At 28.5% G+C, this 15939-nt stretch carries 11 protein-coding genes; 3 read left to right on the top strand and 8 right to left on the bottom strand.

The features are described from left to right. Positions 1-35: 35 nt before the first annotated feature. Positions 36-1853: a DEAD/DEAH box helicase gene (locus Q0762_RS05960; RefSeq protein WP_298764789.1), complete on the bottom strand. Its 1818-nt coding sequence runs from the start codon at positions 1851-1853 to the stop codon at positions 36-38. 139 nt (positions 1854-1992) lie between these two features. Next, the gene (locus Q0762_RS05955; RefSeq protein ID WP_298764787.1) at positions 1993-3390 is read right to left on the bottom strand and encodes a hypothetical protein; all 1398 of its coding nucleotides are present in this window, start codon (positions 3388-3390) and stop codon (positions 1993-1995) included. A gap of 179 nt (positions 3391-3569) precedes the next feature. Between Q0762_RS05955 and Q0762_RS05950 the strand changes: the two genes are divergently transcribed. Continuing rightward, on the top strand, positions 3570-5189 hold the full coding sequence (locus Q0762_RS05950; RefSeq protein ID WP_298764785.1) for an ATP-binding cassette domain-containing protein: 1620 nt from the start codon (positions 3570-3572) through the stop codon (positions 5187-5189). 183 nt (positions 5190-5372) lie between these two features. On the opposite strand, the gene Q0762_RS14000 is transcribed toward Q0762_RS05950, so the two are convergent. Together Q0762_RS14000 and Q0762_RS05930 are read right to left on the bottom strand one after the other, a co-directional pair. Next, on the bottom strand, positions 5373-10016 hold the full coding sequence (locus Q0762_RS14000; protein WP_366940986.1) for a thrombospondin type 3 repeat-containing protein: 4644 nt from the start codon (positions 10014-10016) through the stop codon (positions 5373-5375). A 224-nt stretch (positions 10017-10240) separates the two neighbouring features. Then, complete coding sequence (locus Q0762_RS05930; RefSeq protein ID WP_298764780.1) at positions 10241-11182, bottom strand: hydrogen peroxide-inducible genes activator; 942 nt, start codon at positions 11180-11182, stop codon at positions 10241-10243. Between the two features lie 102 nt (positions 11183-11284). On the opposite strand from Q0762_RS05930, the gene Q0762_RS05925 reads away from it, so the two are divergent. Beyond that, complete coding sequence (locus tag Q0762_RS05925) at positions 11285-11758, top strand: Dps family protein (protein ID WP_298764777.1); 474 nt, start codon at positions 11285-11287, stop codon at positions 11756-11758. A 58-nt stretch (positions 11759-11816) separates the two neighbouring features. Here Q0762_RS05925 and Q0762_RS05920 read toward each other — a convergent pair whose 3' ends face one another. The 3 genes from Q0762_RS05920 to Q0762_RS05910 all read right to left on the bottom strand — a co-directional run bounded on the left by Q0762_RS05920 (position 11817) and on the right by Q0762_RS05910 (position 14519). Next, complete coding sequence (locus Q0762_RS05920; RefSeq protein ID WP_298764774.1) at positions 11817-12455, bottom strand: acyloxyacyl hydrolase; 639 nt, start codon at positions 12453-12455, stop codon at positions 11817-11819. A gap of 9 nt (positions 12456-12464) precedes the next feature. Further along, positions 12465-13352 carry a 3-hydroxybutyryl-CoA dehydrogenase gene (locus Q0762_RS05915; protein WP_298764772.1) on the bottom strand — a complete coding sequence of 296 codons (888 nt, stop codon included), beginning with the start codon at positions 13350-13352 and terminating at the stop codon, positions 12465-12467. Positions 13353-13559: 207 nt separating this feature from the next. After that, complete coding sequence (locus Q0762_RS05910) at positions 13560-14519, bottom strand: Gfo/Idh/MocA family oxidoreductase (protein WP_298764770.1); 960 nt, start codon at positions 14517-14519, stop codon at positions 13560-13562. A 147-nt stretch (positions 14520-14666) separates the two neighbouring features. Between Q0762_RS05910 and Q0762_RS05905 the strand changes: the two genes are divergently transcribed. After that, positions 14667-15308: a protein-L-isoaspartate(D-aspartate) O-methyltransferase gene (locus Q0762_RS05905; protein ID WP_298764769.1), complete on the top strand. Its 642-nt coding sequence runs from the start codon at positions 14667-14669 to the stop codon at positions 15306-15308. 133 nt (positions 15309-15441) lie between these two features. On the opposite strand, the gene Q0762_RS05900 is transcribed toward Q0762_RS05905, so the two are convergent. Then, positions 15442-15930, bottom strand: a complete 489-nt coding sequence (locus Q0762_RS05900; protein WP_298764767.1) for a hypothetical protein — start codon at positions 15928-15930, stop codon at positions 15442-15444. Positions 15931-15939: the final 9 nt, after the last annotated feature.

Here is a 15939-nt window from a genome sequence, read left to right as displayed (position 1 = left end):
ACGATTTTCTATTATTATTTTTCTAAAATTCTTTTTTAAGAACGATCTTTTCTTTTTCTTCCAAAACCTCCAGATTTTCTATCACTTCCAGAATTTCCAGAAGAACGTCTATCAGATCTTCTTCCTCCTCCAGAATCACTTCCACCACTTCTTCTTGCAGAATTTTCTGAATTTCTACGTCTTCCAAAACCACCATCTTTTTTACCAAAAGGTTTTTTTCCACCGCGTCTTCCGCCACCAGAACGTTCTTTTTTGGTAATTTCTACATTTACAGATCTACCTTCAAACTCTGGTTGATTGCTACCAAATGCATCTAAAGTCTCATTTTCGAAATTTTTATCAATTTCAAAGAAAGAAAACGTGTCTAAAATATCTATAGCACCAATTTCTATCTTATCGCCAATATTTTGCTCGTTAATTAAACCAATTAATTTTCCTGGGTTTAAGCTATCTTTTCTACCAATATTAATAAAGAAACGCGTCATGTTTTCATTTGTAGATCTTGCTCTAGCGTTGTCTCTAGAAGATAAATCATTCAAATCTTTAGCGTTTTCATAATAGGCTAACATGCTATTAAATTCTAAAGAAACAAATTTCTGAATTAATTGTTCTCTATCTAAATCTTCTAATTTGCTATAGATATTTGGTAAAAACTCTTCAATTTCAGAAGTATTTACAGCTGTAGCTTTTACTTTATCAATTAAATGCATTAATTGATTTTCTACAATTTCTTTTCCTGTAGGTACTTTAGTTTCTACAAATTTCTTTTTAATAATTCTTTCTATAGCTCTAAGTTTCCCTTTTTCTTTTCCGTTTACTAAAACAATAGAAATACCTTTATTACCAGCTCTACCAGTTCTACCACTTCTATGCGTATAATTTTCTATTTGATCTGGTAATTTATGATTTAAAACATGCGTTAATTCTGTAACATCTAAACCTCTGGCAGCAACATCTGTAGCTACTAAAATTTGTACTGTTTTTTTACGGAATTTACCCATTACAGAATCTCTTTGCCCTTGAGATAAATCTCCATGCAAAGCATCTGCACTATAACCATCTTTTATTAAATTATCCGCAACTTCTTGGGTTTCTCTTCTGGTTCTACAGAAAATAATTGCGTAAATATTTGGGTTTAAATCAGCAATTCTTTTTAAAGCAGGGTAACGTGTTCTTTCTGTTACCGAGTAAAACTCATGACTTACATTGTCTGAACCTTGGTTTTTTTCACCAGAAGTAACTTCTACTGGTTTGGTCATGTAATTTCTTGCAATAGCTTCTACTTCTCTAGGAAACGTAGCAGAAAAAAGTAAAGTTTGTTTGGTTTCTGGCGTAGCCTCTAAAACTTTATCTAATTCTTCTTTAAAACCCATGTTCAGCATTTCATCAGCTTCATCTAAAACCAACCACTGTACATTACCTAATTTTAATGCTCTTCTATTTATTAAATCTACTGTTCTACCTGGTGTACCTACTACAATTTGAGATCCTCTTTTTAAAGATCTTATCTGCGTATCCATGTTTGCACCACCATAAACTGTAGTAACTTTTACGTTTTTTAAATATTTGCAAAAATCTTCTATATTTTTACCAATTTGTACGGCAAGTTCTCTTGTGGGAGATAATATAATTGCTTGTACATTAGAGTTGTTTTCATCTAAAAGCTCTAATATTGGCAAACTAAAAGCGGCAGTTTTACCGGTTCCTGTTTGTGCAAATGCTTTTAAATCGTCTGTAGAAGCAATAATTTGCGGAATTGCTTTTTCTTGAATAACAGTTGGTTTTTCGTAACCTAAATCTGTTAATGCTTTGTTTATAGGTTCTTTAAGACCTAATTCTAAAAATGTTGACATTACTGTGTTTTTGTAGATTCACAGAACGCCCACCTGCAAATCTTATTATAAATTTCGACTTGATTTTTTATTGAGAACCCTCAAAATTAAAACCGTGCAAAGGTACAGTAAATTAAATAGAACGCAAATTTTGAGCTAATTAATTGTTTTTGTTGAAGTTTTTAAGTTGATTAAAGAAATTTTTAGAAGATAAAGAAGCGTATCCATTTTCTATAATTCCGTTTTTATTTACAAGAATAGTTCTAGGCATTTTGCTTTTTAAAAAATTTTCTTTTAGAGCAGTTGTATTTATGTAATATTGGTTTTTAATGTCTACTTTTTGAATTCGATTGTCACTAGAACCATCAATTTCTATAATTGCAAAATTTAAATCTGGAAAACTTGCAATTAAATAAGGCAATCTGCTACTTAAAAAAGATTCAGAAAAATATTTTTTATTCCAGAATATCAAAACCGAATTTTTATTTAGCGTAAAATCTTGAATATTTATTGCTTTATCTGTAAAATCTGAAATGTTAAAACCCTTAATTTGATCTCCTTTATGAATAACGCTATTATCTTTAACTAATTTTTCAATTAATAATTTGTCATTTTTATTAGAAGATAATTTAAAAAAAGTCTGAAAAGTATTTGCATTAATATTACAACTAGACTTTCTATAGAAATGATCTAAAACGGTTCTTTTTAAAAAAGCATTTTTAGAATTTTCAGCATGTATTTCCTTATCTATTGTTTTTAATAAGTCTACAGTAAAGTCTTCTGAATATGCACCATTCATAGGTTTGTGGCCTAATGCATAAGTTAAATTGTATAAATAATTTCTAATATATCTGGTATATGGTGTATAATACATTAAACTATCGTTGTTATAACGTATGTTTTTTCTGTATTTGTAAAATGCGTCATTATTTATGGCTACATGGTTTTCTTTATTATGTAAATTAATATGATTTATAGAATATCTTTCTATTCTAGAATAAATAGGGTATGTTAATGCTGTTTTTAAAATATTAAAATAATTCTGAGTTTCATTTGGGTGTTTGTCTGCATAGTCTTTAAAGGTAAGCATTCTGTCGTTTATAATAGAATCCATTTTGTTCTGGTAAACCTCTGGTTTCAATTTATTAAAACTATAATAAAGAGAGCGCTTGTTTTCATTTTCAATAAAAATATCTATTAAAATATTATTTCTTTCTGCACCTTTACCAGCGTAAACTAAAGATTCATCAAAATCCCAAGTATTTAATCTTAACATTAAACTGTCTTTGGGTTCTAAATAAATATATTGATTTTCATTACCATGCTTAAAGTAGTACAAGCCTTCATTTAAGGTAGAATATTTGCCTAAAAATTTATTATCCTTATCTAAAATTAGAGTATCAATAACTTTATCCATAGAAAAAAGTACTACATACTTTGTTTTTGGATTAATTATTTTACCACCAAAAAAAGTAGTATTACTTTCTAGATTAGATCCACAACTACCTAAAAGTGTTATGGTTATAAGAAGAAAAAAAGTGTAAAATAACTTTAGCATTTATTAAATTTATACCAACAAAAATAGAGGCAATTGCAGCGGGTTGGTGTTAATTGAGTGTTAAAATAGGCTTAAAATTAATGCCAAAATTTTAGAATTAAGCCCTTAAATCTAAACGCTTTAAAAATTGTTAGAAAGAATGGAATTTGTACTTTTGCACAAAATTAAAAACAACAATTATGTTATCAGTTTCTAACTTATCTGTACAATTTGGGAAACGAATTTTATTCGATGAAGTAAATACAAAATTTTTAAACGGTAATTGTTACGGTATTATTGGAGCAAACGGAGCAGGAAAATCTACTTTTTTAAAGATTCTTTCTGGTAAACAAGAAGCTACTTCTGGTAGTGTGCATTTAGAAACAGGCAAAAGAATGTCTGTTTTAACTCAAAACCATAATGAGTTTGATGAGTTTCCTGTTTTAGAAACAGTAGTAATGGGTAACAAAGAGTTATTTGCTATTAAAAAGCAAATAGATGCTTTGTATGCAGATTATACAGATGAAAACGCAGAAAAAATAGGAGAATTACAAATTGTTTTTGAAGAAATGAATGGTTGGAATGCAGATGCTGCTGCTGCTGCAATGCTATCTAATTTAGGTATTTCTGAAGAGTTGCACTATACTTTAATGAAAGATTTAGATGGTAAGCAAAAGGTACGTGTGCTTTTGGCGCAAGCGCTTTTTGGTAATCCTGATGTTTTAATTATGGATGAACCTACCAACGATTTAGATTTTGAAACCATTGGTTGGTTAGAAAACTTTTTAGCAAATTATGACAATTGTGTAATTGTGGTTTCTCATGATAGACACTTTTTAGATGCCGTTTGTACGCATATTTCTGATATTGATTTTGGTAAAATAAATCATTATTCTGGTAATTATACGTTTTGGTATGAGAGTTCTCAGTTGGCAGCAAAACAAAGAGCACAGCAAAACAAAAAAGCAGAAGACAAAAAGAAAGAATTAGAAGAGTTTATAAGACGTTTTTCTGCCAATGTTGCTAAATCTAAACAAGCAACATCTCGTAAAAAAATGATTGATAAATTAAATGTAGAAGATATAAAACCTTCTAGCAGACGTTATCCAGCAATTATTTATAAGAGTGATAGAGAGGCAGGAGATCAAATTTTAAACGTAGAAGGTTTAGAAAAAAACTTTGAAGGTGAAAAATTATTTAGTGATGTACACATCAATTTAAATAAAGGCGATAAAGTTGCTGTGATTTCTAAAAATTCTAGAGCAATTACAGCTTTTTATGAAATTATAAACGGCAACCAAAAGGCAGATGCAGGCAAGTTTGCTTGGGGAGTTACCACTACGCAATCTTATTTGCCACTAGATAATTCTTCTTTCTTTCAAAACGGAGATTTAAATTTAGTAGATTGGTTAAGACAATATGCGCAAACAGAAGAAGAGCGAGAAGAAGTTTTTTTACGTGGTTTTTTAGGAAAGATGATTTTTTCTGGAGAAGAAGCGTTAAAGAAAAGTAATGTGCTTTCTGGAGGAGAAAAAGTACGTTGTATGTTGTCTAGAATGATGATGAAAAGAGCAAATATTTTAGTTTTAGATGAACCTACCAATCACTTAGATTTAGAATCGATTCAGTCTTTAAACAACGCATTAATAAATTTTAAAGGAACTGTTCTAATTTCTACACATGATCATGAATTTGCACAAACTGTGGCAAACAGAGTTATAGAGCTTACACCAAAAGGTGTTATTGATAGATATAGTACTTTTGATGATTATTTGTCTGACCCAAAAGTAAAAGAGTTGCGTGAGAAAATGTATGCTTAAGAATAAAGAGGCTGTCTGAAAAGTATATGCTGATAATTATTCGTTTAATTTTATCAAAAAAACTTTAAAAAGCTTAAACAATTCAACAAGACTATTTAATTTGAGTTTTATTGAAGAATTAATAATAAAAAAAAAGAGGCTGTTCTAATTTTTAGATAGCCTCTTTATTTATTTTACATTTACTTACTCAATAATAATTTTAGAAGTTTTACTGAAACCTTCAGCTTTGATTTTTACAATATAATTCCCTTTGGATAAATTTTTCACATCAATTGTGTTAGTGCCTAAACTTAAATTTACCTTTTTAATAAACTTGCCATTAATATCGTAAATAGTTGCATTTCCTAGCTTATTTAAATATATTATTAAATTATCTTTTGTCGGGTTTGGATATAATAAATATTCTTCTTTGCTTGACACCGTATCAGTTTTTAGAACATTATCTTTATAATTAATTTTTCTTACTACTATTTCTTCACAATAGTTGCAATCTTCATCTAAATATGAGATTCTAAAATATAAAGTTGCTTCAAAATTACAGTCTTCTAATTCTTTATTGAAAGGTAAATTGTATGAAAGTAACAATGTTTCACCATTAGATAAATTATATCCAGTATTAGATTTCCAAATTACTTCTCTAAAAGATGAGTTTTCATTAATAATATTACCATAAGTAGGAGTAATTAAATTTAAATTACCAGACATTTTACTTTCTAAAGGTATAAAACTTCCTTGTGAGTATATACTATTATTTAATATTTCATTACATTTTTGATCATCAGATTTTAAATCGAAATAAATCATATTAACGTTAAGTTGTGTTATTGAACTTGGTGAAATTGTAAGTTTATATTCATCTCTAATAATTATTTTATTATCTAAAATCTTTGAATCTATATTACTATCAGTAATTTCAAGTTCATTTTTACAACAAATATTATTTGAGCAAGCATCTCCTATACCATCATTATTTTTATCTTCTTGTTTTGGGTTGTATGTATTTGGGCAATTATCGCATAAATCTTTAACGCCATCTTTATCAGAGTCTTTTTCTCCACAATTATCTTCACAAATATCTCCAATACCATTATTATTTATATCTTTTTGATTAGGATTGTAAGTGTTAGGACAATTGTCACATGTATCTCCAATACCATCCCCATCAGAATCTATTTGATATGGATTGAATTTTGTTGGACAATTATCACACAAATCATAAACTTTATCATTATCAACATCTTTTTCTCCACATTTATTTTCGCATACATTTCCAATACCATCAGCATCAAAATCTAATTGATCTGGATTGTATACCGTTAAACAATTGTCACAATTATCTCCAATTCCATCTCCATCAGTATCTTTTTGATCTGGATTTATAGTTTCCGGACAATTATCACATAAATCTAAAATGCCATCTTTATCAGAATCTTTATCTCCACAACTTTGTTCACATACATCTCCAATACCGTTTCCGTCTGCGTCTAATTGGTCTGGGTTGAATCTGTCAGGACAAATATCACAGATATCTCCAATTCCATCTCCATCAGAATCTTGTTGTTTGGGATTAAATGAATCAGGGCAATTATCACAAATATCTTTAATTCCATCTTCGTCTCTGTCGTCTCCAATACATGTTTCTTCACAATCTGAAAAGCAAAAATTATCTATTGAAGATTTTATTTCTTTGTTGTAAGGGAAGTAGTTGCCTAAAATAGCTATTCCTGTAACATTTGTCATTATAGAATTCCACTCTGTAATCATTTGATTTCCAGTAATGGTATTGAAATTGGGTGTAAGAATAATCCATTTACCTAGATTATTAGAAGGTAATTGGCCTTGTTGTATTTCTAGTGGTAAACAATATTTAACCCATTGGTTAGCGGGGATTTTAGGATTTGAAGCTTCCCCAACAAATACAAGTCTATTTCTATTTCTAGTATCTAATTGAGACGTAATTGGTGCACCAGAATATACTACGATATTAGGGACAGAACCTGCATTTGTATCTGCTGGATTGTAGTCTAGTTTAAAATCAAAACAAAGGCATTTATCTTTATAATTTATAGTCCAATTTCCAGAGAAATCTTTATTGTTAAAAATTCCAGAAGCATCCGAATTATTTCTAAATCCAATTCCTAGACCACTAGGTGTTGGAATGCCTTTTTGAATCTTGGCTGAAGAGTCATCTTGCCAATTAATAAATTGTTCATCTGTTTCAAAATCTTGACATTCAGTTATAACTTCACATGCATCTCCAATGCCATTGTTGTTTGAGTCTATTTGAGTTGTATTTTTAATTTTAGGGCAATTATCACAAACATCTCCAATACTATCATTGTCTGAATCTATTTGATTTTGATTAACAATTGTTGGACAATTATCGCAAGCATCTCCAAGTCCATCATTATCAATATCAGACTGGTTATTGTCAATACCAGGACAATTGTCGGAAATAATTACACAAACAGCTACAGAGTTTACATTTATTGGATTATACCTACCTAGCTGATCTTCTCCATATAAATTGAATAAATTGCATATTTGGGTATTATTTGGAGTAGATGTTTTTATGGTAACAGGAATATCAATATTAAGTTCATCATTATATTTTAATAGTAGATTATTATTAGAAGTTGCTTCAAAAGTTCCAGCTAAAAAAGATGAATTATTAAAGTTTAGAGGTAAGGTTGCAGACCCAGAGGTGTATAAAACTTGATTAGATAAAACATCTGTAAATTTTAAATTCTTAAATTCTAAATTTCCTTTATTTTTTATATTTAGCCTATACAATATATTTTGACCTTGAATTACATTTGGCGTTTGAGTAGAGTTGGTAAAAGTTAAACCATTATCTAAACTAATTAGTTTGGTAATAGTTATACCAACGTTAACATCTACATTAAAATATACTTTATTAGAAGTTTGAGTTTGGAATTGGTCTCCTTCTATGGTAAATTCATTTGAGTATCTATTTGGAGGAGTATTTTCCTTTATCATTACATCAAATTCAATGTAATGTTTTTCTCTGTAATGAACAGAATTAGATGTACAGTCTGGTGGTATATTTGCAACATTCCAAATTAATTCTGTACCAGAAGAGGTTATAGAATTACTACTTAAACTTATCGGCCAATCAAAAATAGCGTAACTATTATCTATAGGAGGAGAACAAGTATTTACAGTAGAATTTTTAGTTTTATAATAGCTAGCATTGCCAATGTAGGTTAAATTAGAATCTAATTTATCTTTTATAATTGCAGAATTTAAATTTCCAGAACCTGAGTTAGTTATCTCTAACTTGTATCTTAAAATAGTACCTGGTTTAAATAAACTATTATTTCCTTGACAAAGATCTTTCTTTAATGTAATTTTTGGTTTCGGTTGTTCAATAACAAAATTATTTGTAGCAATTTCAGATAAAGGATTTGTATTATTTTTAAAGGTATAATTAATATTTGCAGTATTAAATATTGTAGAACCTACTTGTACACCATTATTAATTGTAAAAGCTATATCTATTATAAAACCTTTATTAGATAATAAGTTTCCATTTAAATCTAAAGAAAAATTAGATCCAGAATTTGGTAAATTAGTTATAATACTTAAACGATTATTAGTGAAAGGTAAAGAGGTTCCATTACTTGTGTAGTTTCCAGTAAAACCGTACAAAGGCGAAGAAGTTATTCTTGTAACATTTATATTATTTGGAATTATATCACTCAATTTAAAATTTACAATAGTATCATTTGTTTTGGATTGATTATCAAAACTAATCCTATAAATACCACCACAACCTGGAGATTTATTTGGAGTAGCAATAAGTCTTTTAACAAAATTTATAGTATAGTCTGGAGTTGATGGTTGTGTATTAGGATCTTCAATTTTTATACTAGTAATTGAAGTGCTAGGATTCTTTAAAGGTATTTGGCTATTATTAGTACCTGGCACTGTACCATTTAAGGTTACTTTATTTGTATATAAATTACCTATAATTACATTTGATGGATATGTAATTTCTAAATCAATATTTAAAAAGCTTGAACTATTTAAAGCAGATAAAACCCCACTTACAGTAATAATATTTCCTGTTAAATTTACATTCGAAGAACCTATACCAACATTTCCAGAAACATTGCTAATTCTTAAATTTGCATTTGTTGGCATTACGTTTTCTTGTATGGAGATATTACTTAAATTTAAAACACCAGTTGTTATATTACTTTTACTTATTCTTATTCTATAAGTAGCAATATTTCCTGGTAACACAAAATAATTTCCAAGACTATCTTTTAGTGTTGGTGGAATTATACTTTTAGTAATTTTCCAAGGAGAAACAGCATTAGCTGCAATAGAAATAGGTTGTGTAGTCGCATTTTGCCCGTTTACATTTAAGGTAGCACTATTATAAGCAATTTCTCCATTTGGTGTTATTCCTCCTTTAAATTTTACAGGAATTTCTATAACACCGCTAGTTACGGAGCCAATTGTAGTTTCTTTTAATGAAATAGTTATTAATTTGTTGCTATTTGTAATTGGATTACTTCCACTTAAAAGATAACTTGGAGAGACAACTATATTACCAGCAATTTCTAAATTATTAGGTATTTGATCTGTAATAACAACGTTATCGCCTCCATAAATAGAAAAATTAATAACATATTTAAATATACTACCAGTATCTGCAGAACTTATAGATGTGGATTTATAAATACTGTTATTACCAACAGAAACTGTATTAGACTGTTTTTGAGATGAAACCGTAATAATTGAAAAAAATACTAATAAGAAACTTAATAAATAACGTTTTGTGTAAAATGCTTTCATCTTTTTTATTTTAAAGGATTAAAAAAATAAAGAGTTTAGTTTGATTTAGTAAATGATTTCTTTTAGAATAACTCTTCTATTTTATGCTTCAAATTTATTTTAAAAAGATGATTAAAATAAAGGGAAAAACACCCTTTTTGCTTTAGTGTTCTATAAAGGGCGTAAATTTCAAAAGCTCAGGATTTATGAAATACTGAACTTTTTTAATACTTTAAAAATTAAAACTACTTTTTATTTAAGGGACTAATAATTTTTACATCAGAAAAAGAAATAGCACCTCTAACCACGCCATCTATAGTTTTCTTAAGAGCTTCTATCAATTGCATTTTTAATTGAGATTTGTGGTAAATTATACTAACTTCTCTTGCAGGTGATGGAGCTGTAAATTCTCGTAAATGCTTTTTATCTGCATCATTTAAATCTAAAGTATGTAAATAAGGTAAAAGCGTCATGCCTAAACCTTCTTTAGAAAGTTTAATTAAAGTGTCAAAACTTCCGCTTTCTAATTGAAACCTTTTTTTGTTATCTATTTTATGATTTCTACAAAGATTTATAATGTTATCTTTAAAACAATGGCCATCTTCTAATAGTAAAATATCTTCTACTTCTAACTCATCAGCATTAATTTGTTTGTTACCAAATAAACGGTGGTTTTCTGGTATAAGTCCTATAAAAGGTTCATAATATAATGGTTTTTCTTTAATGGCTTCATTTTCTAAAGGAGTTGCAGCAATGGCTGCATCTATGTGGCCATCTGTTAACTTTCTTACCATTTCTTCTGTAGTTAATTCTTCAATAATTAACTTTACTTTGGGGTATTTGTTGGTAAAATTCTGCAAAAACATTGGCAGTAATGTTGGCATTATTGTAGGTATAATGCCTAATTTAAATTCTCCACCTATATAACCTTTTTGTTGATGTACAATATCTAGAATTCGGTTACTTTCATCTACCACAACTTTGGCTTGTTCTACTATTTTTTTTCCAACTTCTGTTAATTCAATAGGTTTTTTAGATCTATTAAATATTTTAATATCTAACTCATCTTCTAATTTTTGAATTTGCATGCTTAACGTAGGTTGCGTTACAAAGCTATGTTCTGCGGCAATTGTAAAATTTTGGTATTCTGCAACAGATAATACATATTTTAATTGGGTGATTGTCATGGTATAATATTTTCTTATAAATATATTAGAACTATCAATATTATTTATAGTTTAAACTTTTAAATTTCGATTAATTTTGTGGTAGAACAAAAATGAAAAAAAATGAATAAATCTATAATAGGATTAGATAAAAATGATAGTGCAAATTTAGTGAATAAATTGAATGGTTTGTTGGCAAACTTTCAAATATATTATCAAAATTTAAGAGGATTACATTGGAATATTAAGGGAAATAATTTTTTTGAGTTGCATGCCAAGTTTGAAGAGTTTTATACAGATTCTCAAATTAAAATAGATGATATAGCAGAACGTATTTTAACTTTACAAGGCCAACCATTACATACTTTTACAGATTATATAGCAAATGCTTCTGTGCCCGTTGGTAAAAACATTTCTAAAGATATAGATGCTGTAAAATTGGTAGTAAATTCTTTATCTGAATTGTTAAAAATTGAAAGAGAAATTTTAGAATTATCAGATAAAGCAGATGATGAAGGTACCAACGCAATGGTAAGTGATTTTATAGCAACACAAGAAAAAACAATTTGGATGCTAAATTCTTGGTTAGGGAACTAATCTTTTTTTAAACATTACTAAGACCTCATAAAATGTACTTTTATGAGGTTTTTATTTTTTATAAATGATAAGCAATACCAACTTCTGCACCTAAAAAAGAGTAACCGTTATTGGGTTTTTGGGTATCTAAATTAGAAATATGACCAATATTACTACCTAAATAAAAAGTTGTTTTTGCAAAAGCCTTATAAGATAAACCTAAAGATAAGTTCTCTAAAAAGGTAAAACCCTTTGCCAAACGCTCTGTTCTAGTGTCTATACTTCCTAAGCCTAAACCTGCAGTTAGTAGCACATTAAAGTTGTTGAAGATTTCTTTTTTCATTACAAAACCTAACTCAAAAGCATAAAAATTTATCTTTTTAGGAGTTGTAAATTCTTCTATTTTATCTAAAAAATTTTCTTCTGTAGGTAAAACGAAAAAAGAATTTATGAGTTGATGATTGATGCGCTGAAATTGTGGTTGTGCTATCAATTCAAAATCAAAAGATTTCCACTTACCTAAATCATAAAAAGCCTGTAGTTTAATAGTTTCACCAGTATATAAAAAATCAGGATCGTTGAAAACAAAATTATTTTGATCTGTATAATTATATAAAATACCAACTTTTTTAACATTGGTTATTCCTTTCTTCTTTTTTTGAGCAAAGAGAGAAAAGCTAATAATTATAAGTAAAATACTGCTTATTTTTTTTATCATAGTTTTTTCTTAGGCAAACATTTTAGCAACCGTTTCTGCTTTTCTGTTTTCTGAATAATCATAAAAACCTTCGCCAGATTTTATGCCCAATTTACCAGCCATAACCATGTTTACTAAAAGCGGACAAGGTGCATATTTGGGATTTTTAAAACCGTTATAAAGTACCTTCATTATAGACAAGCAAACATCTAAACCAATAAAATCTGCCAATTGTAAAGGTCCCATTGGATGCGCCATACCAAGTTTCATTACAGTATCTATTTCTGTAACACCAGCAACACCATTGTATAAGGTTTCTATAGCTTCATTAATCATGGGCATTAAAATTCTGTTTGCCACAAAACCAGGATAATCATTTACGGCTACAGGAGTTTTTGCTATTTTTTTAGACAAATTTATTATGGTTTCCAAAACTGTATCAGCAGTATTGTAACCACTAATAATTTCTACCAATTTCATTATTGGCACAGGATTCATAAAGTGCATACCAATTACTTTGTCTGGTCTATTTGTTGCTGCAGCAATTTGTGTAATAGAAATTGAAGAGGTGTTGGTAGCTAAAATTGTTTTTGGAGCGCAGTTTTTATCTAATTCTTTAAATATTTTTAGCTTTAAGTCTGTGTTTTCTGTAGCGGCTTCAACTACTAAATCTACATTTTTAACTCCATTTTTTATTGCTGTAAAAGTGCTAATATTTGCTAAAGTTTTTTCTTTATCACTTTCAGAGATTTTTTCTTTCGCTACCATTCTATCTAAATTTTTAGAAATTGTAGCCATTCCTTTTGTTAGAGAATCTTCAGAAATATCTATTAAATGTACATTATAATTAAATTGAGCAAATGTGTGTGCAATTCCATTTCCCATGGTACCTGCACCAATTACAGCTATGTTTTTCATCAATAATAATTTTTAATATATGATTTTGAGCATTTTACAAGACTTTTCACTACAATATTTTTTATTAATTTGCGCTAGAATTTCACCTAAAAAGACGAATTTCTGAAATTAAAACAAAAAAGGTTTTTAACTTAAATTATTAACGAATTAATGATAAGTTTTTAGGTTGCATTTAATGTTTTTGATTTATTAATTTTCTAATTTATGCTAAAAACAATCAATAATCATTTGAGCAACGCGCAAAGCCTCAGTACCTGCACTTAGTGAAACTACGGGTTTTGTATTGTTATTTATAGCGTCTGCAAAAGAATCTAATTCATCTAAAATAGCATTATTGTCTTCTACTTCTGGTTTATCAAAATAAATTTGTTTTTTTACACCTTCTGCATTTTGCAAAATCATTGCAAATTCATCTGGTTTTTCAGGAACATCATTCATTCTAACAATTTCAGATTCTTTGCTTAAAAAATTTACAGAAATATAAGCATCTTTTTGAAAAAAGCGGGTTTTACGCATGTTTTTCATTGAAATTCTGCTGGCAGTTAAATTTGCAACACAACCATTTTCAAACTCAATTCTGGCATTTGCAATATCTGGTGTTTCAGAAATTACAGCAACACCACTTGCATGTACATTTTTTACTTTAGATTTTACAACCGATAAAATAATATCAATATCATGTATCATTAAATCTAAAACTACTGGTACGTCTGTTCCTCTAGGATTAAATTCTGCCAATCTATGTGTTTCAATAAACATAGGATTGTTTATTTTATCTTTAATAGCTGTAAATGCAGGGTTAAACCTTTCTACGTGACCAACTTGCCCTTTTACGTGATATTGACTAGCTAATGTTCTAATTGCTTCTGCTTCTAAAACAGTGGTAGTAATTGGTTTTTCTACAAAAATATGGCAGCCATTTTCTATTGCTTTTTTTGCACAATCAAAGTGAGATAATGTTGGTGTTACAATGTCTACAACTTCTACTGCTGCAATTAAATCTTCTATAGAGTTGAATAGTTTATACCCAAATTCATCTGCAACTTTCTTTGCGTTTTCTGTAAAAGGGTCATAAAAGCCAACCAATTGGTATTTATTAGATTGTTGTAGTAAACGTAAGTGAATTTTGCCTAAATGACCTGCACCTAAAACTCCTGCTTTTAGCATAAAAATTATTTTGTTTAACTCGGTTTGAGTTATAAGTTTGTGTTAGTTCTCTTTATTCATAAAAAAAATGAATGAAAACAAAGATACAATTTTATGAGTGTGTAATTATATTTATTCTTATTTTTAGCTCTTAGAAATTTGTTAAAATTGAAAGATACATCAAAACATCAAGGGCTTAGAAATCAATTGGCTACTGTATTAGAAGCAAAAGGTATATTAGATAAAAATGTATTAAATGCAGTTCGTAAAATACCTAGACATTTATTTATAGATTCTAGTTTTGAGTCTCATGCCTACCAAGATAAAGCTTTTCCTATTGCTGCAGAACAAACCATTTCTATGCCATACACAGTTGCATTTCAATCGCAAACCTTGGCTATAAAACCAGGAGAAAAAGTGTTGGAAATAGGCACAGGTTCTGGCTACCAAACGGCGGTTTTACTAGAATTAAAAGCAGTGGTTTATTCTATTGAAAGACAAAGAGAATTGTTTAAAAAAACATCACTTTTTTTACCAAAATTAGGGTATAAGCCTAAAAAATTTATTTTTGGTGATGGTTATGTAGGTTTAAAAGAACAAGCTCCGTTTGATAAAATTATAGTAACAGCAGGTGCACCTTATGTGCCTAAACCTTTATTATCTCAATTAAAAATAGGAGGGATGTTATTAATTCCTGTGGGTGATAAAACCCAAATAATGACACTTTTTATTAGAAAATCTGCTAAAGAATTTGAAAAGAAAGAATTGGGTGATTTTGCTTTTGTGCCCATGCTAGAAGAGAAAAATTAAGCCTGTAGTATTTTTAAAAGGGGCTTTTATTTTTTAGATTGAAATAAAATTATTATCAAAATACCATAAGCCACAATTAGGATTGTAAACAAGAATTGGATTTCTAGTTCAAAAATTTGTTTTCATATTCTTCCTAGTCAGCATAATATGCCCACTCACCCAAATTGTGATTGTAAAAATGTGTTGTGCCCTTTGTGCCAATAAAATATTGCAATTTAAAATTCTCTTTATTACTTTTTTGATAAGAAAAATTAGCCATTAGATTTTTGTTTTTAAAGGAATATGTTAAAATGTTTTCCGGAAATTTTTCATTTTCTTTTTTGTATTGATAAACATACTTCTTTATTTCTAAAGATTCTCTTTTTAATTGATTCCACTTTGTTAATAATAAAAATTGATTTGGAATTAAGAAAAGCCCAATTATGAATGCAGTTACTAATGAAATTATTTTAATTCTTAAAAAATATAATATTATAGGAATTACGTTTAAAAAAAATAGAAATATCAATAACATTTGCTTTACCTCTCCTAAAGTATAATACGCAAAATAACAAGCAACTATTTCTAGCACTATCAGCATAAAAAAGCTGCGCTTTATTCTTTGGTCTATTTTTTTACTCATTTTCAATTT

Source organism: uncultured Polaribacter sp. (assembly GCF_947495205.1).
Lineage (GTDB): Bacteria > Bacteroidota > Bacteroidia > Flavobacteriales > Flavobacteriaceae > Polaribacter.
The sequence above is the reverse complement of the archived record's forward strand: the minus strand, read 5'-3'. Positions and strand labels throughout refer to the sequence as shown.